Genomic DNA, 22,602 nt, shown 5'->3' on the forward strand with positions numbered 1-22,602 from the left:
GGGCCCGCGTGTCACTCGGTGCGCAGCCCGTCGGGGCGCATCAGCCGCCACAGCAGCGGAAGGCTGACGAGGGTCACCAGCGCGATCGTGGCGGCCCCCGCCCCGGCCATCGGCAGGAACGCGAGCCAGCCGCCCAGCCGGAGACCGGCCATGCTCATCAGCAGCGCGCCGAGCCCCGTTCCGACGACCGCGGCCACCGCCAGGCCAAGGCCCACCGGCACGGCCGTCTGCCACAGCACCGATGCGGCCAGCGTGCCGCGCCGGGTGCCGAAGGCGACCAGCGCGGACAGCAGCCTTCTGCGTTCCCGCAGTTGCTCGAACATCGAGACGATCATGCTGGCGCCGATGAGCAGCATGATCCCGGTCGCGCCGACGAGCAGTGCCTGCTGGACCTGGAGCAGCTCGTCCGACACCCGCTCCGACTCCAGCTCCCACACCTGCGCGGGCGGGCTCGTCTCCCAGGCCACGTTCCGGACGTGCTCGATGACGTCGGCCTCGTGCGGATCGACCCGCAGCAGCACCTCGGTCCATGGGTCCGCCAGCAGTCCGGGGTCGATGGCGGCCGGCGTGGCCAGGATGCCGACGTGCTCCTGCCCGCTCGCATCCGGCCTCGACTCCACCAGGGGCGCCGTCTCGGGAACCGTCCACCACCGGGGCTCGCCGGCCGCCTCGCCGGTCTCCCAGCTGACGGCGAGGTTGAGCCGCTCCCCGGGCGCGGGCAGACGCGACTCCGGCACGTCGCCGCTGTTCGCAATGAAGACGTCGCCGTTCGCGCACGAGTCGAGGACGGCCGACTCCCGCAGCGTTCCGCAGTCGGCCACCAGCACGGGAGTGAAGTCACCTGTCTCCGTGACCGCATCCCCCACCACGCTGCCGAAGCTGTCCGTGACCCCGGGCACCGACTCAAGACGGCCGACCAGTGCGCTCATGTCGCCGCCGTCCGCGGACGTTCGGCTGACCTCGATCTGTGCGCGGTCCGGGTCGTCCCCGGTGGCCACCGTCTGGTCGGTCCGCGCGCCGAAGAACAGCATGTGCAGTGCGATCGCACCGGCGACCGCCACCGTGATGCCGCTGACCGTGCGCGCCGCGGCGCCGCTGCTGAGCTGGAGCCGCCGCGTGGCGAGCTGCCAGGAGACGGGACCGCCGCGCAGCCGCCCGACGACCCGTTCGACCAGCCACGGCAGCAGGACCGTGGTGCCCGCGAGAAGCAGCACGACGCCTGTGGCGACCTGTCCCTGTTCCGCGGAACTGCCGCTGTCGAACGAGCCCACGAACGGCAGGAGCAGCAGCAGCCCCAGCACCCCCGGGGCCAGCCGCCACATCAGACGGCGGCGCGGCACGGAGCTCTCCCGGACCACGCCCAGCGGCTCGATGGCTATCCCCCGCAGCGCGAGGAGCGACGCGACCACCGCCGAGACCGGCACCGCCACCAGGATCAGCGCGAGCAGCAGCGGGGACGGCACGATGTCGCCCGGATAGGTGCTGAACTCCCAGACCGTGATGGAGCCGAGAAACTGCCGCAGCGCGAGGAACGCCCCCACACCGGCCACCAGCCCGAACAGCGCGCCCACCAGGGCCTCGCCCGCCGCGATCCGCCGCGTCATGTCGGTGTCCGCGCCCAGCAGGCGCAGCGCCGCGAGCCGCTGGTCGCGGCGTTCGCCGCCGAACCGGACCGCGGTGGCCATGAACACGGCCACGGGCATCAGCAGGACCACGCAGATGACGACGATGAGCAGCACCAGCACGGGAGGCAGTTCGGTGCCCACGGAGTCGACGCCGAAGGCGTCAGTGCGCAACGCGCGCTCCTCGGGGAGCGCCTCGGCGCCCGCGTAGTACATCAGCTCGTTCGGGCCCTTGAGACCCTCGGCCCCGATGGTGCCGGCCCGCCGGTGGTCGAAGCGCTCGGCGAGCAGCTCGCCCTCCGGCGAATCCAGCAGCTCACCCAGCGCCGGGGAGACGGCCATCTCGCCCGGGGCGGGGAACGCGTCGAGGCCGGGCGGCGGTTCCGCCGTCGTGTCCGCACCCGCGTCGGGCCGCAGCAGCATGCCGCCGACGCTGTCGCCCCGGTATTCGGTGCCGTTGGAGATGTACTGCACCGTGTCCGGCCCGGGCGGCATTTCCTCCCCCAGGGACGCGGGAGAGCGGGCGTCGCCGCGCGCGTTCCGCTCCGCCACCGCATGCGGCACGGACGCGGCCAGCAGCAGCACGACGACGCCGAGCCCGACCCCCGCCGCGGTCAGCAGCGTGCGCGTCCAGCCCGGCCCGCCGGCCAGGGCGAACCGCGCGCCGACCGCCAGCTCCCGCGCCCACGAGGACACTCGCCCACCGCCGCTCACAGCACCACTCCGTTCGCTTCTCCGGCCGCGCGGCAACGCCCGCGCGCCCACCCCGACCGCGGCCACCAGGCCGCACGCGCGTCGCTCACAGTGCCCCCGCCATATCGCGGGCCCGGCCGTCGCGGACCACGACCTCGCGGTCGGAGTAGGCGGCCACCCGGGACTCATGGGTGACCAGCACCACCGCGGCCTTCGTGTCCCGCGCGGCGGCGACGAGAAGTTGCATGACGCGTTCGCCGTTGAGGGAGTCGAGTGCGCCGGTCGGTTCGTCGGCGAACAGCACGCGCGGCGTGTTGACCAGCGCGCGGGCCACGGCCACGCGCTGGCCCTGGCCGCCGGAGATCTGTCCCGGCCGGTGGTGCCGGACGTCGTCGACCTCGAGCCGGGCCAGCCACTCGGTGGCGCGGGCCGCGGCGGCCTTGCGCCCGGTGCCGGTCAGCCGCAGCGGCAGCGCGACGTTCTCCTCACAGGTCAACTCGGGTACCAGCTGGCCGAACTGGAACACGAAACCGAAGTCGGCGCGCCGCAGCGCGCTGCGTTCGCCGTCGGACAGGCTGCCCAGGTCGCGGCCGTTGTAGCGCACGGTGCCCTGATCCGGCGGGACGATGCCCGCCAGGCAGTGCAGCAGTGTGGACTTGCCCGAGCCCGAGGGCCCCATCACAGCGACGGTCTCGCCGGCGCGGATGGCGAAGTCGGCGCCCGCCAGGGCGGGCGTGCTGCCGTACGTCTTGTGCAGGCCCGTCGCGGCGAGCAAAGGGGTCTCCGCGGTCGCGGCCGGCGGTGCGGGGTCGTGTGCGGTGCTGCTCATGTGTGGATCTCCGATGCGAGCCGGTCGAGGCGGGCCGCGGTGAGGTCGAGCCAGCGCAGATCGGCTTCGAGGTGGAACAGGGCGTGGTCGCAGATGAGCTGGTCGGCGAGGTCGCCGGTGGCCTTGCGCCGGGTCAGCCCGCGCATCAGGCGCAGGTGTTCAGCACGCTGCATGTCGAGCAGCGAGTCGGCGTTGCGTCCGGTCAGCAGCGCGAGGACGACCTTGGTGTACAGAACGCTCTGGAGGTAGGGCTCGGGCTTCTCCGGGGTGGCGAGCCAGTCCTCGACATCGGTGACCCCGGCGTCGGTGATGGCGTACCGCTTGCGCTCGGGCCCCCCGCCCGCCTCTATGCCGTCGACCTCGACGAGGCCGTTCTTCAGGAGCCGGGACATCGTCGAGTAGACCTGCCCGTAGTGCAGTGGCCGGTCCTGCCCGAAGCGGGCGTCGAAGGCGCGCTTCAGGTCGTACCCGTGGCGCGGTCCGGCTTCGAGGAGGCCGAGGAGCGTGTGGCTGATGGACATGCCCCGCACTATACACATCGGGTATACATGCGGTGTATAGACGTGGTGCATAGCACCGTACCCGACGGTGTCGTCACCCCCGCAGCACGGAAAGGACCCAAGCACGCAACGTCGCCTGCCGCCGCCGCGTCTGATCCCCTAGCGTGAAGAGGCAGGACGCGGGGGCGGACGAGGCGGAGACGAAGTGACTGAACAGACGGCGCCGGACGCCGATCCGGAGCACAGGTCCGGCTCCGGCGCCGCCGACGGGGCCGGCGCCATCCGGGCCGACGCCGCCGAGCCGGATGCTGCCGAGCCGGACGCCGCCGACCCCGGCGCCACCGCGGACGAACGCCCCGCCGCCCCGGACGAACGACCGGCCACCGCGGCCGGTACGCGCGCCGAGGAGGCCCGCGGGACCGTCCTCACGGCCCGCCGGCTCGCGGTCGCGTTCGTCCGGCAGCCCTACTGGGAACGCCCCGGCTCCACCTGGATCGTCAGGCGCTGGCCCGACCTGACCGCCTGTCTGGCGGCCACGTTCTTCTTCTGGCTGTCGCTGACGCCCTCGCTGGTCCCCCGCCCCTGGTACTACCAGGGCGCGATCGGCGGCATCACCGCCGCCATCGGCTACGGCCTCGGGGCGCTGGCCTCCTGGCTGTTCCGCCTGCTCTCGCCCTGGCAGCCGAGCCGGCGGGTGCGGGCGCGCTGCTGGCTGGCGTACCTGCTGCTCCTTCCGTGCGTGGTCGCCTACCTGCTGGGCAGCAGCGCCGACATGCAGCGCGAGCTGCGGCGGCTCCAGGGGCTGCCGCCCACGCTCACCTGGCACTCGCTGATGATCGCCCTGATCTCCCTCGCGGTGCTCGCCCTCCTGCTGCTGGCCGCCCGCGGCATCCGCCTCGGCACGCGGCTGCTGACCCGGCTGCTCAACCGGTTCGTGCCGTGGCCCGTCGCGGTCGCGCTCGGCCTGGCGATGTCCACCACGATCGTCGTCATCGGCACCAGGGACGTCGTGTGGGACCGCGGCATCCTCGGCGTCGCCGACCGGCTGGCCGCCGCGAAGGACCGCAGCACCGACCCGGGCGTCATGCGGCCCTACTCACCGATGCTGTCCGGCAGCCCCGACTCACTCATCGACTGGGACGATCTGGGCAACAAGGGCAGAACGTTCACCGGCAGCGCCATCTCGGGCCAGGAGATCGCCGGCTTCACCGGCGAGGAGGCCGAGAACCCCATCCGCGCCTACGTCGGGCGCGCCGCCTACGACGACTACGCGGACGGCGCCGAACTGGCCGTGCGCGAACTGGAGCGCACCGGCGCCTTCGACCGCGCGGTGCTGGCCGTCACCGGTACCACCGGCACCGGCTGGGTCAACCCGACGACGGTGGAGGCGCTGGAGTACATGCACGGCGGCGACACGGCCGTCGTGACCATGCAGTACTCGTACCTGCCGAGCTGGGCCTCGTTCATGGTGGACAGGAACGAGGCGGGGCTCGCGACCGAGGCGCTGTTCGACGCGGTGCACGCACGGTGGGAGCAGGAGCCGGCGGACGAACGGCCCACCCTGCTGGTGTTCGGCGAGAGCCTGGCCGTCTCCGCGGTCGAGTCGGCGTTCGACGGCCTGGACGACATGATCGCCAGGACGGACGGCGCGCTGATGATCGGCCCGCCCGACTTCAGCCCGATCCACAGCGAGCTGACCGAGAACCGGGAGCCGGGCAGCCCGGTGTGGCGCCCGGTCTACGACGAGGGACGGAACGTCCGCTTCGCCCAGTTCCCCGACGCGGACCTGCTCCTGCCGGAGGGTCAGGTCTGGGAGGAGCCGCGGATCGTCTACCTCCAGAACGCGTCGGACCCCGTCGTGTGGTGGTCGCCCGACCTGCTGTTCAAGCGGCCCGAGTGGTTGCACGAGCCGCTGGGGCCCGACGTCACCTCGTCGATCGACTGGTTCCCGTTCGTCACGTTCTGGCAGACCACCGTGGACATGGCGGTCTCCTACGGGGCGCCCGCCCCCCACGGGCACCGCTACGGCTCCAATCCGGTCGACGCCTGGGCGGCCATCGCGCCCCCCGAAGGCTGGACCGCCACGGACACCGACCGGCTGAGCTGGCTCCTCGAAGTCCGCCACCCGCCGAAGCACGGCTGGGCCGGCTAGAGCTCCGGCCCCTGGCCTCCCGGGGTCTGCGGGCCCGGTGTCCGCGGGTCCGTGGGCGGGGGTGGCGCGGGGGCGCCGGGTGGGGGGCCGGTGGTGGGGGCGAGTTCGGCGATGGTGGCGCCGCTGCTCTCCTGGTTCGCGCGCCGGTCCGCCTCCTCCTGGTACGCCCGCAGGTAGCCGACCACCGTGCTGGTCACCGCGATCAGCGGCACCGCCACGATCGCGCCCGGAATCCCGGCCAGCATCGACCCGGCCGCAACGCCGAGCACGACGGCGAGCGGGTGCACGCGCACCATCCGGCCGAGGATGAACGGCTGGAGGACGTTGCCCTCGATCTGCTGGACCAGCAGCACCACGCCCAGCACCATCAGCGCGTCCACCGCGCCGTTGGTCACCAGCGCCACCAGCACGGCGAGCGCGCCCGAAGCGATGGCGCCGACCAGCGGCACGAACGCGGAGACGAAGACGATCACGGCCAGCGGTACGGCCATCGGCACATCGATGAAGAACAGGCCGAGCCCGATGCCGACCGCGTCGATCAGCGCCACTATCACCGTGCCGCGCACGTACCCGGTCAGCGTGATCCAGGCGCGCGGCCCGGCGCCGGCGACGCCCTCGCGGGCCGCCCGCGGCACAAGACGCAGGAACCAGTGCCACACCGCGCGGCCGTCGTAGAGGAGGAACAGGACGATGAACAGCGTGATACCGGCACCGGTGAAGAACTCGACCACGTAGTTGACGCCTTCGAGCCCGGCCGAGGTCAGCGTGTCGCTGTTGTCGCTGATCCATTCGTTGATGTCGTCGACCCAGCCGTCGAGGTTCTCCTCGGTGATGTCGAACGGCAGCTCCAGGACCCAGTCCCGCAGCTCCTCGATGCCCTCCTGGACCCGGCCGGTCAGATCCTCGGAGTTGTCTATCACCTGCCAGACCACGAACCAGCCCATCAGGCCCATGACGGCGAAACCGCCGAACGCCGTCACCGCCGTGGCCGCCCCGCGGCTGAAGCCCATCCGCTTCAGCCAGCCGACGAACGGCTGGAGCAGCGCGGTGATCAGCAGGCCGGCGGCGAAGGAGATGACCAGCAGGCTGACCGAGCTGACCACCTGCATGAGCATCCACACCACGGCGGCGAGCACCAGCGCCCGCCACCCGGCCTCGGCGGCCACCCGCACGCCCCACGGAATCGCCTCCGCGGGCTTGGGCCGCGGCCCGAGCGGCGGGCCGCTCGGCGGCACGGCCGGCGGCTCGCCGCCCGGGCCCGCGGGGCCGGGCGGCTCCGCCGCGGCGGGCCCCTCCCCGCTCACCACGCGCCGCGCCCTGGCCTGGAGCCGCTCCCTGGGCACGGGGCCCGTGCCGGTGTCCTTGACGACGCCCGCCGCCTCGGCCTCGGCCTCCCCCTGCCGGCCGGCCTCGTGCTCACGGCGCTCCTGCTCGCGTTCTGCGGCCGCCCGGAAGCCGGATACCCGTCTCCCCGCACGCGACAAACCGGCCCTTACCCGGCCCAGTGCTGACATCCCATTTCCCTCCGCCCCCAGTTTCCTCACGCGGTGCGCGGCACGACGTTACCGTGCACCGCGCCACGCCGGGGGACCGCACCGGACAACGGCGAAGTCCCCGTTCCGCAACGGAACGGGGACTTCGCACGGCGTGGCGTACCGGTACCTCTCAGTACCAGTTGTTGGCCTGCCAGAACTCCCAGGCACCGCACGGGCTTCCGTAGCGGTCCTCCATGTAGTTCACACCCCAGCGGATCTGGGTCGCCGGGTTCGTCTGCCAGTCGGAGCCCTGGGACGACATCTTCGAGCCGGGCAGCGCCTGCATCAGGCCGTAGGCGCCCGAGGACGGGTTGGTCGCCGTGTGGTCCCAGCCGCTCTCGTGGTCCACGATGTTGGAGAAGCACTGGAACTGGTCGGCCGCCACGATCTGGCGGGCCATGGCCTGCACTTCCGACTTCGTGTACGAGGACTGCACCGGGAACGTGGCGGACTCGCTCGCGGCGGCAGCGGCCCGCGCCTCTTCCGCGGCGCGCTCCGCCTCCTCGCGCTCGGCCTGCTCCTGCGCCTCGCGCTCGGCCTCCGCCCGGCGCTCCGCCGCGCTTTCGGCGGCCTGGATGCGTGCGGCCTCCTGCGCGGCGCGTCGCGCGTCGGCGTCGGCGGCATTGCTCTGCGACTCGACCTGCTGCGTTAGCGAGGCGGTGTGCAGATCGGCATTCGTGCCGGCGGGTATCTCAGCGAGCAGCGTCGCGTCGGCCGCGACGGCCTCGATGTTCTCCGCAGGGCGGCCCTGATCGTCTCCCGAGGCGACACCGACGGCAGCGCCGACGCTGGTCACCGCGGTGGCGGACGCCACTGCGAATCCCCGGACCGAAATCCCGGTCACACGGTTTCCTTCCGACATCGCCCGCCGGATGTCCCGCCGGGCGCAATCGTGCCCCTGACTCGGGCCTCCTCAAGTACTGATGCAGGAGGCGCTGGCCCGGTCGGGGCCGCGCGCGGTGAGGCGCGGGGTCCACGTGTTCTTCGGGCGGCATACGGCGAGCGGCTGTTCAGTTGTAAAAAGCAGTCCTTGCGGTGTCCTTGGGAGACACTCGGTGCCGTATGCGGGGCCTGACAGACGCACACACTGCCGGACCCGCACACCCGGAAGCAATTCAGCCCTCTGTGGGAAAGCTCACAGGCCGATAGGGCTTGCCAAACCGCCGATACCGTTCCGTGACCCGCCCGCCTGCGCTTATCCGGCGCGAACACCCCGGCGCGACGGGCACTTTGGGGCCGGTCACCCGATTCACGGAATTAGTCCGTCGTGCGCATACTTCGGCCCGCCCGCGCCTTTTGGGTACGAGCGGGCCGAAAAGCCGTTAAATACGGTCGTCTTCAAGCATTTCCGTCACGAGCGCGGCGATCGGCGACCGTTCCGAACGGGTCAGGGTCACGTGCGCGAAGAGCGGGTGGCCCTTCAGCTTCTCCACCACCGCCACCACGCCGTCGTAGCGCCCCACGCGCAAGTTGTCCCGCTGTGCCACGTCGTGCGTCAGCACCACCCGCGAGTCCTGCCCGATCCGGGACAGCACCGTCAGCAGCACGTTCCGTTCGAGTGACTGGGCCTCGTCGACGATGACGAACGCGTCGTGCAGCGACCGGCCCCGGATGTGGGTCAGCGGCAGCACCTCCAGCATGCCGCGGGCCACCACCTCCTCGATGACCTCGCGCGTCGTCACGGCCGACAGCGTGTCGAAGACGGCCTGCGCCCACGGGTTCATCTTCTCGGCCTCGGTACCCGGCAGGTAGCCGAGGTCCTGGCCGCCGACGGCGTACAGCGGCCGGAAGACGACCACCCGGCTGTGCTGGCGCCGTTCGAGCACCGCTTCGAGCCCCGCGCACAGCGCCAGCGCCGACTTGCCGGTGCCGGCCCTGCCCCCCATCGACACGATGCCCACCTCCGGGTCCAGCAGCAGGTCGAGCGCGATCCGCTGCTCGGCGCTCCGCCCGTGGATCCCGAACGCCTCCCGGTCCCCGCGCACCAGACGCACGCGCCCGTCCGGCGCCACGCGCCCGAGCGCGCGCCCGCGCTCGGAGGAGATCACCAGGCCGGTGTGCACCGGCAGCGTCGCGGCCGTCTCGTCGTGCAGGCTCTCCGTCGCGAACAGCTCGTCCACGGCCTCGGCACTCATCGGCATCTCCACCAGGCCGGTCCAGCCGTCCGAGTCGGTGATGGCCAGTTCCGCGCGGTACTCCTCCGCGGCCAGGCCCACCGAGGACGCCTTGATGCGCAGCGGCAGGTCCTTCGACACGACGGTGACGTCGTGGCCCTCCGCCTGGAGGTTGCGCGCCACGGCCAGGATGCGCGAGTCGTTGTCCGCGAGGCGGCCCCGCTCGTTGAGCATGGCCGGCGGGAGCACGGTCGGGTCCGAGTGGTTCAGCTCGACCCGCAGCGTGCCGCCGAGATCGCCGATGGGCAGCGGCGTGTCCAGCCGCCCGAACCGTACGCGGTACCCGTCGAGCCGGCGCAGGACCTGCCGGGCGAAGTAGCCCAGCTCCGGGTGGTGACGCTTCGCCTCTAGCTCGGAGATGACAACGACCGGAAGGACGACCTCATGCTCGTCGAAGCGGGTGATGGCCGCCGGGTCGGCGAGGAGAACGCTGGTGTCCAGGACGTACATGCGCCGGTCGTGCGAGCGCTTCTTGCTGGTGGCCACGAGTGGACGAACCCCCTCGAATGAGGTGCGGGAACAAGGCGCCCAGGGCGCCTGGGATCAAGACGGCCGGCCCCGGCCCGTGGCGCACGGGACCGGTACCGGCCCTTGTCCCCGCCTGAAAAAGGGGGTGCTGTGGTGCGCAAAGGGCCTCCCGGCGGACCACACGGATGCGCGGTCCGGGAAGAATATGCCCGCTCCCTGCGCATCTCATGCGAAGAATGCCCCGCCCGGTCCCCCCGCATCACCACCTGAAACCGGCCAGAACCGGTCAGACTCCGTAACGGCGATGACGCGCGGCGTAATCGCGCAGGGCCCGGAGAAAGTCCACCTTGCGGAACGCCGGCCAGTACGCCTCGCAGAAGTAGTACTCGGAGTGGGCGCTCTGCCAGAGCATGAATCCGGACAGCCGCTGCTCCCCGCTGGTGCGGATCACCAGGTCCGGGTCGGGCTGCCCGCGGGTATAGAGGTGCTCGGAGATGTCCTCCACCCCCAGGCCCTCGGCGACCTGGTCCAGCGTCTGCCCTTCCGCGGCGCGCTTGGCCAGCAGGGAACGGACGGCGTCGGTGATCTCCTGACGGCCCCCGTAGCCCACGGCAACGTTGACGAGTATCCCGCTGCGGTCCTTGGTCAGCTCCTCCGCCCGGCGCAGCACCTCACGCGTGCGCTCGGGAAGCACGTCGAGCGCCCCCACGTGGTTCACGCGCCAGCGGCCGTCCTCGGCGAGGTCCCGCACCGCGCCCTCGACGATCGACAGCAGCGTGGCCAGCTCGTTCGCCTCGCGGTTGAGGTTGTCCGTGGAGAGCAGCCACAGCGTGACGACCTCGACGTCCGTCTCGGCGCACCAGCCGAGCAGCTCGCGGATCTTGGCAGCGCCCGCCTCGTGCCCCTGCTTGGTCGTGCTGCCCGCGGCCTTGGCCCAGCGCCGGTTCCCATCGAGGATCACGCCGATGTGCTTGGCGCTCCTGTCGGTGTCGAGCCGGCCCTCCACCCGCCGTGCGTACAGCCTGACGGCCAGCCTGCGCAGCTTGTTCCTCATCGTGTGTGTCAGCCCCTCCATGGCCCTGACTCCCCTGGGTGTCCGGAACTCTACTGCCGCTCCACCGGGCCGTACGCCGGAACGGAGGATTCCGGCCAGCGGTGGCGCGGCGCGGGCGGCGCAGGGCGGAGCGGGGCGGGGAAAGCGGAAACGAAAGCGGGCCGGTCCGTGGGGGGGGATACGGACCGGCCCGAGGGGGGGATTCCACGGTAACGCATGAATGCCCTTGCCGGGGGCACCTTCCGTCAAGATTCAGGTCGCGAGTCCGCCGAGCAGGAGCGCGACCAGCGCGCCGAGCGCCATGAAGGGCCCGAACGGCACCGTTGACGCGCGCCCCGCCCGCCGGGCGATGACCAGCGACAACCCGTACCCGGCGACCAGCAGGAAGCCCACGAACGTGCCCAAGAACACAACCGCCCAGCCGTACCACCCAAGAGCGATCCCCACCGGCATCGCCAGCTTGACGTCCCCGAAGCCCATGCCGCGCGGGTTGATCAGGAACAGGACGAAATAAATGCCGCTCAGCACCGCCCCGGCCAGCAGCGCCCGGCCCCAGCTGCCGCCGGCCGCGTCCGACAGGGCGGCGAGCCCGAGCCCCGCGGCCACCGCGGCGGCCAGCGGCAGGGTCAGGACGTCCGGCAGCCGCTGCACCGCGAAGTCGACGGCCGCCAGCAACACCACGACCGGCACCGCGAGCAGCCACACCACCAGCTCGGGCCGCGCCCCCACCGCGGCGGCCAGCGCGGCGCAGCAGACGGCGCTCGCGGCGGCGGGCCGCACAGCCGGCGCCCCGTAACGTTCGGCGCTCGCCCCGCAGTCCCCGCAGCGGGCGGGCCCAAGCCAGCCGAACCGGCCGAGCAGACCGCGCCGCCCGTCCGCCAGCGGGTGCCCGGCGGGGCAGGCCGAACGCCACGGCCGACCCGGTTCGACGGACAGGCGGTAGGCGGGGCGCGCCAGGAGCAGCCCGGCCAGCGCGCCGTAACCTGCGGCGGCGGTGATCAGAAGGGGGTGCACGGCCCGAGCGTAATGCGGACGTGCGGCGGGCCGGCCTGCCCGAGTGGGGGGGAGGGCAGACCGGCCCGTGGAATGGGGCCGGACCGGAGCGGGGGGGTGGCTCACGGTCCGCCCCGCCAGTCGTCGTCGGGGTGGGAGTGACGACGCTGGCGCCAAAGATGTCAGCATCTGCCAACACGAGGGGAACCCTACCGCACCGTCTGGAAGGGTGTTACCCCCTCGCGCGCACAGTCCGGTGAGGTGCCGGTACACCGTTCGACCGGCTGTTCAACTGGGCTCACCATGCGCTTTTCCCGCGCTGCGGACGGTGCGGCGCAGCGCGCGGCCGTACCCGCGGGCGGCCCCGCGCTGCACCGCCCGGCCCAGCGGGCCGGCCGCCCGCGTATACCAGACGGCGCCGCGGCTGAGCGCCAGGACCGTCAGCCATACCGAGTCGTCGGGCAGCCGTTCGACGAGAAACGCCTCCTCGCCCCGTTCGGGGTGGCCGGGCAGCGTGCCGTAGGCGAACCCGGCGCGGTCCGGCTCGTTCACCGTCCACACCACGCGGCACGGCGCCCACAGCCGCAGCCGCCACACGCCGATGCCGACGGCGACCCGCACCCCCTCGGCGGCCTCGGCGGCCTCGGCCGCGACGGCCAGTCCGGCGGCGCGGTGCATGCGCCAGCCCAGCACCGCGGATCCCGCCGCGGCCCGCACCGCGGGGCCGTTCCCGAGGCGGGTGCGCGCCCGCAGCAGGTGGAACCCGTCCGGCGGCGGCCCCTCGGCCGACCGGGTCCAGCCCACGTGACCGTAGGTGAAGTCATCCGTGCTCATCCGTGAACCCCTGTTCCTCGTGCCGGACCCCGCCGCCCTACGATGCACCTCACGCCGTCCACGATCCGGGGGGAAGGACGCATGACCGCACACCGCACACCGTCGCACCCGCAACCACTCGGCCCCGCCGACCCGCGGGAGGTCGCGGGCTACGCGCTCCAGGCGCGTCTCGGCTCCGGCGGCATGGGCAGCGTGTACCTCTCCTATACACGCGGCGGCCAGCCGATCGCCCTGAAGGTGGTGCGCAGCGAGCTGGCCGACGATCCGGAGTTCCGGCGGCGCTTCGAGTTCGAAGTACGCGCGGCGCGCCGCGTACAGGGCGTCTACACCGTGCCCGTGCTCGACAGCAACACCGAGGGCTCCGCGCCGTGGCTGGCCACGGCGTATGTTCCCGGCCTCTCCCTCTCGGACGCGGTGCGCACCTACGGGCCGCTGCCGCCGGAAACGGTGCTGCTGCTGGTGGGCGGCGTGGCCGAGGCGCTCCAGTCGATCCACGCGGCCGGGATCATCCACCGCGACCTGAAGCCGGGCAACGTGCTGCTGGCCTCGGACGGGCCGAAGGTGATCGACTTCGGCATCGCGCGGGCCGCCGACGTCACCGCCCTGACGGGGACCGACGTGCGGGTGGGCACGCCCTCGTACATGGCGCCCGAGCAGATCACCGGCGCCTCGGCGGGGCCGCCGACGGACGTGTTCGCGCTCGGCCTCGTCGCGCACTACGCGGCAGGTGGCAGGCACCCGTTCGGCGAGGGTGCGGCGCACGCGGTGATGTACCGCATCGTTCAGGAGGAGCCCGATCTCGCCACGGCCCCCGAGGCGCTGCGCGGGCTGATCGCCGCCTGCCTGGCCAAGGACGCCGCGGCCCGGCCGACGCCCGCGGAGGTCATCGACGCGTGCCGGGCGCTCGCGCCCGGCCGCACGCTGCGCCGGCAGGAGAGCTGGCTGCCCGCGCCGGTCGCGGACGAGGTCACCCAGCGGCTGAACGCCCCACCGCCCGCGCCCACGCCGGAACTCGCGCCGCCCGCACCCGCGCCGCCGGCACCGCCCGCCGGGCCGCCGACGCCGGTGCCGGTGCCGGTGCCCTCGCGGCCGCCGGAGCCGGCGGGCCGGTCCAGGCCGCGCGGGCAGATCGCGCTGGCCGTGGTGGCGGTGCTCGCGGTGATCATCGCCGGCGTCCTGGCGCTGCAACTCGCCGGCGGGGACGACGAAGGCGGCGCGCCGCAGGGCGATGCCGCGGGCGGCGCAGTGGGAGAAGGAGGAGAAGGAGGAGAAGGAGAGGAGCCGGCGGACGATTCGGCGGACGGCGACCGCCCGCCGCAGCACACCGACCCGGACGCCCCCTACTACGTGGCACAGGAGGACGTCTCGCTGCCGCTGCGCGCGCCGATCTTCCACGAACAGCACAACGTCGTGGGCGGCGAGTGCTACGAGGCGAACGTCACGCAGTTCGACCCCGAGGAGCTGACCGTCCAGGCCGTCGCTTACGGCGACTTCGAGTTCCGCGGCCTCGACTCGGCCATCCGGTACATGTTCTGCGACGACGACTCGGTGGTGAACGACGGCATCTCGTTCACGCCCGAGCTGTTCGTCGGCACGATCGACATCCGGGAGCCCACGGCGGAGCAGTGCTACGCCGCCGCGCACGATGCGCCGCTGGCCAACCCCGTTCCGCCGGACGACATCCTGCGGGGCAGCAGCCTGTCGGAGGGCATGGGCATCTGCGTGGAGACGGCCACGGGCACGCTCACACTGCTGTGGATCGACCGCGTGGAGGTCAATCCCACCAACCGCGACCTGCCCACCTATGTGACGACCGCGACCCAGTGGAAGCCCAACAACGAGTAACGGCTCTCACTCCTCGGTCGGCCAGGAGATCTCCACCCGGCGGTTGCCCTGCCGGCCCTCCTCCGTGGTGTTGTCGTACAGCGGGTAGTCCTCGCTGTAGCCGCGCACGTTGAACTGGATCTCGGTCGGATTCTCGATGAGGTCGAGCAGCGCGTCCTGCGTGTTCCAGGCGCGCTCGTCGGACAGCACCCGGCCGCTCTCGTAGCTGCCCTGGTCGTCGGTGAACCCGAAGATGTTGACCTCCGCGGGGCCTGACGCGTCGATCGCGGCGGCCACGTCCTGGAGCGCCGCCTGCGCCTCGTCGCCCAGCTCGGCGCTGCCCTCCGCGAACAGCACGTCGGTCTGGAGCGTGAACTTGTGGGTGCCGCCCGTCCGTTCCTCGCGCTGCTCACCCCCGCCGGCGGGGGCCTGGCCGTCCTCGGCGCCGCCGGTTTCCCCACCGGTTTCCCCACCGGTTTCCCCGCCCGTGTCGCCGCCCGTCGTGCCGCCGCCGGTGGTGGGGTCCTCCTCGCCGGCCTCGCCGGAGGCCAGGTCCTCGGTGATGAACTTGATGTCGAGCACCCGCGGGTCGGCCAGCGTCGCGCCGTCGCCGAGCATCAGCCCGGCGGATTCCGGATCGATCTCGGGCGGCACGGGCTCCACATAGCCCGGCGGGGGGTCGTCCTCGGCCATCGCGGGCGTGCCGAGCGCGATGACGGCCGCGCCGGACAGCGCGATCGCACCCACCCGGCAGGAACGGTGCAGTCCGTACGTCATCTCTGCGTTCCCCTCAGCGGATCTGGATGGTGGCCGGGGGCATGTTGCCCACCTGGAACGAGACTTCGGCGGTCCCCTCCTCGGGCTCGGGGAACTGCGCGAACCACGGCACGGTCGCGCCCGCCTCGATGCCGGTCCCGAAACCCGTGCACAGGCAGCGCCCGCTGGTGTCGCGGAGGATCAGGTAGCGCTTGCCCTCCTCGTTGGCCACGACCGAGGCGCCTGCCATGGAGAACCCGTTCTCGGACAGCTCCCGCTCCGGGCCCGCCCAGCGCGTGGTGAACCAGGTGCCGTCGCCGCCGTTGGTGACGGTCCCCTCGACGGTCAGGAAACCGCCGGCCTCGCGCTCGGCGCGGGTGATGGCGAGTGTGATGCTCTCCTCGCCGGTCACCTCGGCCAGCAGCTCGGCCGGCTCCTCCTCGTCACCGTCCGGGGTCTCCTCGTCCCCGCCCTCCCCGCCGTCGGCGTTCGCACCGTCGTCCGGGGTGGCGTCCGCGCTCTCCTCGCTCTCCCGCGCATCACCGTCGTCGTCGCCACCCCCGCCCCCGCAGCTGGCCACGGCGATCACCAGGGCGGCGCCGAGCGCCACCACGATCAGGATGAGTCGGGACTTGTTCTCACGGAGATCCATCGGGCGCCGGTCCTTCGTGCGTCAGCATGTCGGTGGTCAGTCTTCTAGATAGACCCGGAAAAGATCACGAGCTTCGGGCAGGTCTTCATCGTCGGCGGGGTCGAACGACCAGTCCTCCTCCTCACATTCGAGCTCGACGCGGTCGGACTCCTCGGTCGTCACCTCGCACAGGCCCTCGAGAACGGCGGTCGCCCCGGCGAAGCCGTGCTGCGCCTCGGTGCCGGGGATCACCGTGTCCCCGACCGTCTCGGTGGTCCGCACGCGCACCGTGTAGCCGGTGCCGCCCTGCGCGAGCCCGCAGTCGTCGACCCCGGCGGCGTTGCGGCTCGCCAGCCGGGACGCCGACGGGCCGCAGGCCGGGGGCAGGTCCTCCCCGGCCAGGATGTCCTCCAGGTCGGCGTCCTCGTCGGCGTCCTCCCCGATGGCATCGAGGAACCTCTCGTACAGGTCGTCCCTGGCCTCCTGGGTCGCGGCCAGCGCCGCGGCGTCCGCGGCCGACTGCCCGCCGCCGCGCAGCACGGCGGCGCGTGCGAAGACGAAGAAGGTGAAGGCGACCAGCAGCAAGCCGGTCACCATCCATATATACAGCGGGAAAACGGCTCCGGCGTCCCCGCGCGGGCCGCGGGCGGTCAGCCGGAAAGGATTTCGTTGACCGCGTTCTGCACGGCGTCGGCGACCTGATTGTCGATTCCGAGACCCACCACGAGACCCACGATGGACGCGATCAGCAGCAACAGTCCCGCGTATTCCACGAATCCGGCCCCGCGGTCGGAGTAACGGCCGTGCAGCCGTTCCCCGATGGTGTGTCTCCAGGTCGACAGCAGCCTGCTCATGGCGTCCCTCTCCTCCGGCTGACGCCGGTTCAGCCGGCCTCTCCTGGCCCTTGTTCCGGCCCGATATGGGTGTCGGGCGGCAGCTGTGCCGCAACGGCGCCCGTATGAAGGCGGGATGCACCATGCCCGACCCCCTCCCAGCGGGCCAACGCGTACACCTATCGGCACTGACTGTGCCACAGAGTGCGCGGCTTGGGCAGAGAGGTCCAGCGGAAGGCGGGGGCAGGGGGCTGCCGTCGACGGCTGGGCGCACCCCTCCCGTGCGCGCGCATGAGGCACCGTGCCCATCGGCCGGGGAACCGAAACCACAGGGGCGGGAACGTTATACGCCCCGCCGCCCGGCCGCCCGCCGCGGCCTCGAACGCGCTCCCGGCGGGCGGTGGCGGTGCCGGAAGGGCGCGCGGGGCGCGCGCTCGCGGGCCCCGCGCCCGGCCCACGCCGGTCAGTCGCCGTCGAGGATGCCGGTGAAGTCCGTTCCCGAACCGAGGATCATGCCGGTGACGATGATGATCATGGTGGCCGGGACCATGAACACCAGCGTGGCCAGCGTCGCCATCGGTATGGCGCGGGCCGCGCGGCGGCGCGCGTTCTGGGCGTCGGTGCGACGCATGTCACGGGCGATCTGGATGAGCGTCTCGGCAATCGGGGCACCCAGCTCCTCGCCCTGCTGGAGCGCGGTGACGAACTGGTTGACCGGCTCCGAGTCGTTGCGGCGGCGCAGCTCGTCGAACGCCTGGCGGCGCGAGACGCCCATGTCCATCTGCCGAAGGGCGATGCGGATCTCGTCCGCCCACGGCCCCTCGTAGCGGGCCGAGACCCGGTCCAGGGCCTGGCGGAAGCCGAGCCCGGCGGAGACGACGACGGCCAGCACGTCGAGGAAATCGGGCAGGGTGCGGTCGATGACGTCGCGCCGCGACCTGATGCCCTGCCAGATGGCGGCATCCGCGGCGAACGCGCCGAAGGCCAGGCCGAACAGCGAGAAGAACGGCCAGCCCGCGCTGAAGAAGACGACGGCGGTCAGCAGCCCGAACGCGCCGTACACCGCGCGCCGGGCGGCGTACCTGTCGATCGTCAGACCGTCCGGGTTGCCCGCCTGGTCGATCCTGCGCCGCTTGCGGTTCACGTTCCGCCGGCCCATCAGCCGCAGCACCAGCGGCGCGAAGCGCATGCCGAGCCGGTCGACGGCGGAGCCCGCCGTCGAGACGCGGGACGAGCCGACCTCCAGCGCGAGCGCGAGGTCGGCGGGCAGCGGCGTGCCGGAGCGCAGCAGGCGGACGGCGACGAGGATGCCGAAAACGGCGGCACCCATGGCGAGTCCGAGCAGCAGTCCCACGGTGGCCTCCTGGGTGGGCTAGACGTCGATGCGGCCGAAGCGGCGCACGACGACGAATCCGACGATGTAGAGGCCGAGGGCCACGAGCATGGCGATCTGGCCGCCGGGGCTGCCGGTGACGCGGCCGAGGGCGCCGGGGGACATGGCGTTGATCATCAGCAGCGCGCCGAGGCCGAGCAGTGGGACGGTCACGGCGGTGGCGTTGATCTCGGCGAGCATGGTGCGCACCTCGCGGCGGGTCTCCTTGCGCTCCTCCAGCGTCGAGGTGAGGTTGCGCAGCGAGGCGACGATGGTGCCGCCGGCCCTGTTGGCCAGGATGAGGGTGGTGACCAGCACGTTCAGCTCGCGGGACGGCAGCCGCTCGCCCAGCTCGTTCAGTGCCTCCTCCAGGGAACGGCCCACGGCCAGCTGGTTGGCGACGGTGCTCAGCTCGGCACCGGCCGGGTCGTCCATCTCCTCGGCGGCCATGGACAGCGCGGTGCGCATGGCCAGTCCCGCCGCGGTGCCGTTGGCGATCAGCCGGGCCAGCTCGGGCAGTTGGCTGATGAACCGTTCGGTGCGCCTGGCGCGCTGCCAGTTGAGGAAGACGTTGCTGCCCCACACCCCCGCGGCGGCGAAGACCGGGCCGAAGAACGGCGCGAGCACCGCGGAGCCGATCAGCCAGAGCGCGGCGACGGAGGCGAGGGCGTAGGCGGCGTACTCGCCGACGGTGAGGTCCAGGCCCGTGGACTGGAGCTTCAGCCGCAGGCGGCGCCCCGGCTCGGTGCCGCGCAGCCGGCGGTCGAGTGCGTCGAAGCGGCGTTTGCGGCCGGGCGGGCCCGGCAGGGCGGCGGCCTGGAGCGGCCCCTCGTCGGGGCCCGCGAGGCGCCGCACGAGGGCCCGCCGCTGGGCCCGGCCGCCGGCGTAGACGTGGAAACCGGCGACCGCGCACACGAGGGCGAGGAGGGCGAGGCCGGTCGCCAGGAGGGAGAGGTTGCCCATGGTCAGCTCGCCTCGCGGGTGGTGAGGTGGGAGTCGTCCAGGTGGACGCCGAATGCCTGCGGGATCTGCTCGCCCGCCAGGTAGAGCCGGTCGGCGACGGCCCGCGGGATCGGGTGGTGGCGGAAGCGGCCGTGCACCCGGCCGTCGGTGGTCATCGGCTCGGCGCGGAACTCGGCGACGGTGGCGATGCGGAACGATTCGCGGCCGTGCGAGGCCAGTACGGCGATCTCGGCGAGGCGGCGGCAGCCGTCGGGGTGGCGGACGAGCTGGACCAGGATGTCGACGGCGCTGTTGATCTGGTCGCGCAGCGCCTCGAAGGGGACCTGGAGTTCGGACATCGAGGCCAGGGTCTGGAGGCGCAGCAGCGCGTCCTCGGCGCTGTTGGCGTGGACGGTGGCCAGCGAGCCGTCGTGGCCGGTCGACATGGCCTGGAGCATGTCGAGGGTTTCGCCGCCGCGGACCTCGCCGACGATGATGCGGTCGGGGCGCATGCGCAGGGAGTTGCGTACGAGGTCGCGGATGGTGACCTCGCCCTTGTTCTCGATGTTGGGCGGCCGGGATTCGAGGCGGATGACGTGGCTCTGCTGGAGCTGGAGTTCGGCGGCGTCCTCGACGGTGACGATGCGTTCGCCCTCGGGGATCAGGCCGCTGAGGGCGTTGAGCAGGGTGGTCTTTCCGGAGCCGGTGCCGCCGGAGACGATGATGTTGAACTTGGCGCGCACCAGGCCGGAGAGCAGCATCACCAGGTGCTCGTCGAGGGTGCCGAAGCCGATCAGCTCGGGGAGCGTGTAGACGCGGGGGAAGCGGCGGATGGTGAGGGTGGCGCCGCTGAGGGCGAGCGGCGGGATGATGACGTTGACGCGTTCCCCGGTGGGCAGCCGCGCGTCGACCATCGGATTGGACTCGTCGACGCGGCGGTTGACCGTGGAGACGATGCGTTCGATCGTCTGCATCAGCTGTTCCTCGGAGGCGAACCGCAGGGGCAGCCGTTCGACGCGTCCGCCGCGTTCGACGTAGATCTGGTCGGGGCCGTTGACCATGATCTCGGTGATGGAGGCGTCTTCGAGCAGCGGTTCGAGGATGCCGAGCCCGAGGGCCTCGTCGACGACGCGGCGGATGAGGAGGGCGCGCTGCTGCGTGGAGAGCACCGGGCCCTCGCGGCTGAGGATGTGGCCGAGGACGCGTTCGAGCCGGTCGCGGCGCTCGTTCAGGTCCAGGGAGGACATCTCGGCGAGGTCGATCTCCTCAAGCAGCTTGGCGCGGTAGGTCGCGACGAGCCGCCCGTCGCCCGGTCCCGCGGCGGCGGGCCGGTCGGGGGCGTTGACGCGGGACTTCAGGCCCATCGCTCGCTCCTTCAGCTCGGTTGTCTCAGTCGCACGGCATGGTCACGGTCCTGCTGACCTCGCCGAACCCGTCGATGAACGGCAGCACGGAGCGCACGTTCACGTTGGCCGTGACGCTGGCCTCCTCGCCGCACAGCGCGACGGGGTCGAACGTGACGGTCAGCCAGTCGCTGACGGCGGCCTCGCCCGCGGCTCGCCACTGGTCCTCGATCTCCTCCTGGGCGGCGGTCCGCGCGGCGGCGCGGGCCGCGGAGCCCGCCTGCTGGGCGGCATACCCGGCGATGCCGAGCTGAAGCCCGGCCAGCGCGACGAGGACCAGCAGCGGCAGCCAGCCGGCGAACTCGACGGCGGTCACGCCCGCGTCGCGCGGCAGTTCCTCGCCGTCCCGCCCGGTCCGCTCCTCCGCGTCGCGCCTCATCGTTCCCTGTTCTCCTCCGCCGCGCCGGCGCTGCCGGAGATGGTCATGGGGAGGTTCAGCGCGCCGGGAAAGAGCACGGGGACTTGCAGGTCGACGTGCGCGACGCGGACGTTGCCCTCCAGCGGGCAGGAGACGTCGGCCGACCAGGCGCCCGGCAGGCCCTCGGTGGCCGCGGCCACGCAGGCGCCCTCGGCGTCGCCTTCGGCCGCGGCGGCGGCGCGGGCGGCCTGGTCGGCCGCGTTGCCCGCGAGGGAGAAGGTGTAGCCGATGAGGATGCACTGCCAGATCACGGCCATCATCACCAGGATCAGCGGGAAGAGCCCGGCGAACTCGACGAACAGCGCACCCCGGTCGCGGTCCTGACCGGTCAGCCGCGCCCTCATGACCGCCTGCCGCGGCGTCTGCCGCCCGAGGCGGCGGGCTCGGGGGCGGTCAGGCCCAGTTCCGCGGCGACGGCCCACATCGCACGGCGCACCTGGCTGCGCCCGTCGAGGTCCTGGATGCGGCCGGCGTCCTGTGCCTCCTGCAGTTCGCGGAAACCGGCCGGGATCACGCCGCGCGCGACGTGGGTGCCGGTGATCCGGGCGATCAGCTGCGGCTGGATGGCGCTGGAACGGCCGTGGCGGTTGACGACGGTGAGGGTGTCGGCGGCCTTGCGGATGCGGAGCCGGTCCCACATGCGCACCATGCGGTTGACGGCACGTACGGAGATGACGTCGGGGGTGGTGACGAGGACGGCGACGTCCGCCATTTCGACGGCCGCCGCGTTGGCGCTGTTCATGTGGGCGCCGCAGTCCACGACGACGATGTCGTAGCGGGACCTGACGGCGGTCAGCAACTGCCGCGCGGTGGCCTCGCTGACGTCCTCGCCGCGTTCCCCCTCGGCGGGCGCGATCAGCATGGACAGGCCGGTCTCGTGCACGAAGACGGCCTCGGTGAGCACCTGCGGGGAGATGTCCTGGATGCCGGCGAGGTCGGCGACGGAACGGCGGAACTGCACGTCGAAATACGATCCGACGTCGCCGCACACCAGGTCGAGGTCGATCAGGACAGCGCCGCGTTCGAACGGCCCGGCGGTCTGGGCGGCCAGCGCCAGTTGGGTCGCGAGCAGGGTCGCGCCGACGCCGCCCTTCGCGCCGGACACGGTGATGATGCGACCGCCGGGACCGGCCGGGATCTCCTCGCCCGCGCCGAGGTGGCGGCGCATCCCGGCGGCCCACTGCGCGGCGGCGGAGACGCGGGCGGCCAGTTCGTCGTAGGACAGGGGCATGCCGACCAGGCCGCGTGCCCCGGCATCCATGGCCGCCGAGTACAGCCCGGCGGTCGGGTCGGCGGAGACCAGGACGACGCCGACGGCGGGGAAGCGGAGGGCGACCTCGCGGATCAGCTCCAGGGCGGGCAGCGGCCCCATGTGTTCGTGGACGACGACCACGTCCGGGAGTTCGGCGACCGACTGGTGGGTGAGCGCCGCGAGGGTGTCGAGGAGCGCGGTGGAGTCGGGGACGGAGCGCAGCGGCTCGCTGTCGGGGAGCTGGCTGAGCAGGGTGATCAGGGAGCGGGCGGTGTCGGGATCGCCCACCGCGGGCAGAATGCGCGTCGTCATCGGGT

At 72.6% G+C, this 22,602-nt stretch carries 21 protein-coding genes; 2 read left to right on the forward strand and 19 right to left on the reverse strand.

Annotated features, from left to right (window positions below; all coding sequences use genetic code 11):
* Positions 1-11 precede the first annotated feature (11 nt).
* From STBA_RS12445 to STBA_RS12455, 3 genes are all read right to left on the reverse strand, one after another.
* Positions 12-2,336 (reverse strand): FtsX-like permease family protein, encoded by a 2,325-nt coding sequence (locus tag STBA_RS12445; protein WP_077059317.1) that lies wholly within the window; start codon positions 2,334-2,336, stop codon positions 12-14.
* Positions 2,337-2,421: 85 nt separating this feature from the next.
* On the reverse strand, positions 2,422-3,144 hold the full coding sequence (locus STBA_RS12450) for an ABC transporter ATP-binding protein (RefSeq protein WP_077059318.1): 723 nt from the start codon (positions 3,142-3,144) through the stop codon (positions 2,422-2,424).
* Positions 3,141-3,665 (reverse strand): PadR family transcriptional regulator, encoded by a 525-nt coding sequence (locus STBA_RS12455; protein WP_077059319.1) that lies wholly within the window; start codon positions 3,663-3,665, stop codon positions 3,141-3,143. The genes STBA_RS12450 and STBA_RS12455 overlap by 4 nt, the downstream gene beginning before the upstream one ends.
* Positions 3,666-3,849: 184 nt before the next feature.
* On the opposite strand from STBA_RS12455, the gene STBA_RS12460 reads away from it, so the two are divergent.
* Entirely contained in the window at positions 3,850-5,796 is a 1,947-nt protein-coding gene (locus STBA_RS12460) for an alpha/beta hydrolase (protein ID WP_253194689.1), read from the forward strand.
* Here STBA_RS12460 and STBA_RS12465 read toward each other — a convergent pair.
* The 6 genes from STBA_RS12465 to STBA_RS12490 all read right to left on the reverse strand — a co-directional run bounded on the left by STBA_RS12465 (position 5,793) and on the right by STBA_RS12490 (position 12,854).
* Positions 5,793-7,310: an AI-2E family transporter gene (locus tag STBA_RS12465; RefSeq protein ID WP_171987697.1), complete on the reverse strand. Its 1,518-nt coding sequence runs from the start codon at positions 7,308-7,310 to the stop codon at positions 5,793-5,795. The two genes, STBA_RS12460 and STBA_RS12465, sit on opposite strands and share 4 nt — an antisense overlap.
* A gap of 151 nt (positions 7,311-7,461) precedes the next feature.
* Positions 7,462-8,175, reverse strand: a complete 714-nt coding sequence (locus tag STBA_RS12470; protein WP_077059320.1) for a transglycosylase SLT domain-containing protein — start codon at positions 8,173-8,175, stop codon at positions 7,462-7,464.
* 478 nt (positions 8,176-8,653) lie between these two features.
* Entirely contained in the window at positions 8,654-9,955 is a 1,302-nt protein-coding gene (locus STBA_RS12475) for a PhoH family protein (RefSeq protein ID WP_077063279.1), read from the reverse strand.
* Between the two features lie 304 nt (positions 9,956-10,259).
* Entirely contained in the window at positions 10,260-11,048 is a 789-nt protein-coding gene (locus tag STBA_RS12480) for an isoprenyl transferase (RefSeq protein ID WP_253194691.1), read from the reverse strand.
* 231 nt (positions 11,049-11,279) lie between these two features.
* Positions 11,280-12,041, reverse strand: coding sequence for an A24 family peptidase (locus STBA_RS12485; protein WP_077059321.1), 762 nt, complete (start codon positions 12,039-12,041; stop codon positions 11,280-11,282).
* 267 nt (positions 12,042-12,308) lie between these two features.
* A complete protein-coding gene (locus STBA_RS12490) occupies positions 12,309-12,854 on the reverse strand; it encodes a DUF1990 domain-containing protein (RefSeq protein WP_077059322.1) in 546 nt (181 codons plus the stop codon).
* An 81-nt stretch (positions 12,855-12,935) separates the two neighbouring features.
* Between STBA_RS12490 and STBA_RS36430 the strand changes: the two genes are divergently transcribed.
* Entirely contained in the window at positions 12,936-14,699 is a 1,764-nt protein-coding gene (locus STBA_RS36430; protein WP_077059323.1) for a serine/threonine-protein kinase, read from the forward strand.
* Positions 14,700-14,705: 6 nt separating this feature from the next.
* Here STBA_RS36430 and STBA_RS12500 read toward each other — a convergent pair whose 3' ends face one another.
* From STBA_RS12500 to STBA_RS12545, 10 genes are all read right to left on the reverse strand, one after another.
* Positions 14,706-15,455: an OmpA family protein gene (locus STBA_RS12500; protein ID WP_077059324.1), complete on the reverse strand. Its 750-nt coding sequence runs from the start codon at positions 15,453-15,455 to the stop codon at positions 14,706-14,708.
* A gap of 13 nt (positions 15,456-15,468) precedes the next feature.
* Positions 15,469-16,086 carry a hypothetical protein gene (locus STBA_RS12505; protein ID WP_077059325.1) on the reverse strand — a complete coding sequence of 206 codons (618 nt, stop codon included), beginning with the start codon at positions 16,084-16,086 and terminating at the stop codon, positions 15,469-15,471.
* 36 nt (positions 16,087-16,122) lie between these two features.
* Positions 16,123-16,662 (reverse strand): hypothetical protein, encoded by a 540-nt coding sequence (locus STBA_RS12510; protein WP_077059326.1) that lies wholly within the window; start codon positions 16,660-16,662, stop codon positions 16,123-16,125.
* A gap of 53 nt (positions 16,663-16,715) precedes the next feature.
* The gene (locus tag STBA_RS12515) at positions 16,716-16,919 is read right to left on the reverse strand and encodes a hypothetical protein (RefSeq protein WP_077059327.1); all 204 of its coding nucleotides are present in this window, start codon (positions 16,917-16,919) and stop codon (positions 16,716-16,718) included.
* Between the two features lie 442 nt (positions 16,920-17,361).
* A complete protein-coding gene (locus STBA_RS12520) occupies positions 17,362-18,252 on the reverse strand; it encodes a DUF5936 domain-containing protein (RefSeq protein WP_290443807.1) in 891 nt (296 codons plus the stop codon).
* Positions 18,253-18,270: 18 nt separating this feature from the next.
* A complete protein-coding gene (locus STBA_RS12525; protein ID WP_077059328.1) occupies positions 18,271-19,233 on the reverse strand; it encodes a type II secretion system F family protein in 963 nt (320 codons plus the stop codon).
* A gap of 2 nt (positions 19,234-19,235) precedes the next feature.
* A complete protein-coding gene (locus STBA_RS12530; RefSeq protein WP_077059329.1) occupies positions 19,236-20,576 on the reverse strand; it encodes a CpaF family protein in 1,341 nt (446 codons plus the stop codon).
* A gap of 25 nt (positions 20,577-20,601) precedes the next feature.
* Positions 20,602-20,994 (reverse strand): TadE/TadG family type IV pilus assembly protein, encoded by a 393-nt coding sequence (locus STBA_RS12535; protein ID WP_077059330.1) that lies wholly within the window; start codon positions 20,992-20,994, stop codon positions 20,602-20,604.
* Positions 20,991-21,377: a TadE/TadG family type IV pilus assembly protein gene (locus STBA_RS12540; protein WP_077059331.1), complete on the reverse strand. Its 387-nt coding sequence runs from the start codon at positions 21,375-21,377 to the stop codon at positions 20,991-20,993. Before STBA_RS12540 ends, STBA_RS12535 begins: the two co-directional genes overlap by 4 nt.
* The gene (locus tag STBA_RS12545; RefSeq protein ID WP_077059332.1) at positions 21,374-22,597 is read right to left on the reverse strand and encodes an AAA family ATPase; all 1,224 of its coding nucleotides are present in this window, start codon (positions 22,595-22,597) and stop codon (positions 21,374-21,376) included. Before STBA_RS12545 ends, STBA_RS12540 begins: the two co-directional genes overlap by 4 nt.
* Positions 22,598-22,602 lie beyond the last annotated feature (5 nt).

The organism is Streptomyces sp. MP131-18, assembly GCF_001984575.1.
GTDB classification, from domain to species: domain Bacteria; phylum Actinomycetota; class Actinomycetes; order Streptomycetales; family Streptomycetaceae; genus Streptomyces; species Streptomyces johnsoniae.

Bases quoted from the DNA above. Each gene is read 5' to 3' on its own strand.
- STBA_RS12535 (WP_077059330.1), bottom strand. From the start codon at position 20,994: ATGAGGCGCGACGCGGAGGAGCGGACCGGGCGGGACGGCGAGGAACTG.
- STBA_RS12545 (WP_077059332.1), bottom strand. From the start codon at position 22,597: ATGACGACGCGCATTCTGCCCGCGGTGGGCGATCCCGACACCGCCCGC.
- STBA_RS12455 (WP_077059319.1), bottom strand. From the start codon at position 3,665: ATGTCCATCAGCCACACGCTCCTCGGCCTCCTCGAAGCCGGACCGCGC.
- STBA_RS12530 (WP_077059329.1), bottom strand. From the start codon at position 20,576: ATGGGCCTGAAGTCCCGCGTCAACGCCCCCGACCGGCCCGCCGCCGCG.
- STBA_RS12465 (WP_171987697.1), bottom strand. From the start codon at position 7,310: ATGTCAGCACTGGGCCGGGTAAGGGCCGGTTTGTCGCGTGCGGGGAGA.
- STBA_RS12515 (WP_077059327.1), bottom strand. From the start codon at position 16,919: ATGAGCAGGCTGCTGTCGACCTGGAGACACACCATCGGGGAACGGCTG.
- STBA_RS12500 (WP_077059324.1), bottom strand. From the start codon at position 15,455: ATGACGTACGGACTGCACCGTTCCTGCCGGGTGGGTGCGATCGCGCTG.
- STBA_RS12540 (WP_077059331.1), bottom strand. From the start codon at position 21,377: ATGAGGGCGCGGCTGACCGGTCAGGACCGCGACCGGGGTGCGCTGTTC.
- STBA_RS36430 (WP_077059323.1), top strand. From the start codon at position 12,936: ATGACCGCACACCGCACACCGTCGCACCCGCAACCACTCGGCCCCGCC.
- STBA_RS12505 (WP_077059325.1), bottom strand. From the start codon at position 16,086: ATGGATCTCCGTGAGAACAAGTCCCGACTCATCCTGATCGTGGTGGCG.
- STBA_RS12480 (WP_253194691.1), bottom strand. From the start codon at position 11,048: ATGGAGGGGCTGACACACACGATGAGGAACAAGCTGCGCAGGCTGGCC.
- STBA_RS12510 (WP_077059326.1), bottom strand. From the start codon at position 16,662: ATGGTGACCGGCTTGCTGCTGGTCGCCTTCACCTTCTTCGTCTTCGCA.
- STBA_RS12525 (WP_077059328.1), bottom strand. From the start codon at position 19,233: ATGGGCAACCTCTCCCTCCTGGCGACCGGCCTCGCCCTCCTCGCCCTC.
- STBA_RS12450 (WP_077059318.1), bottom strand. From the start codon at position 3,144: ATGAGCAGCACCGCACACGACCCCGCACCGCCGGCCGCGACCGCGGAG.
- STBA_RS12490 (WP_077059322.1), bottom strand. From the start codon at position 12,854: ATGAGCACGGATGACTTCACCTACGGTCACGTGGGCTGGACCCGGTCG.
- STBA_RS12475 (WP_077063279.1), bottom strand. From the start codon at position 9,955: ATGTACGTCCTGGACACCAGCGTTCTCCTCGCCGACCCGGCGGCCATC.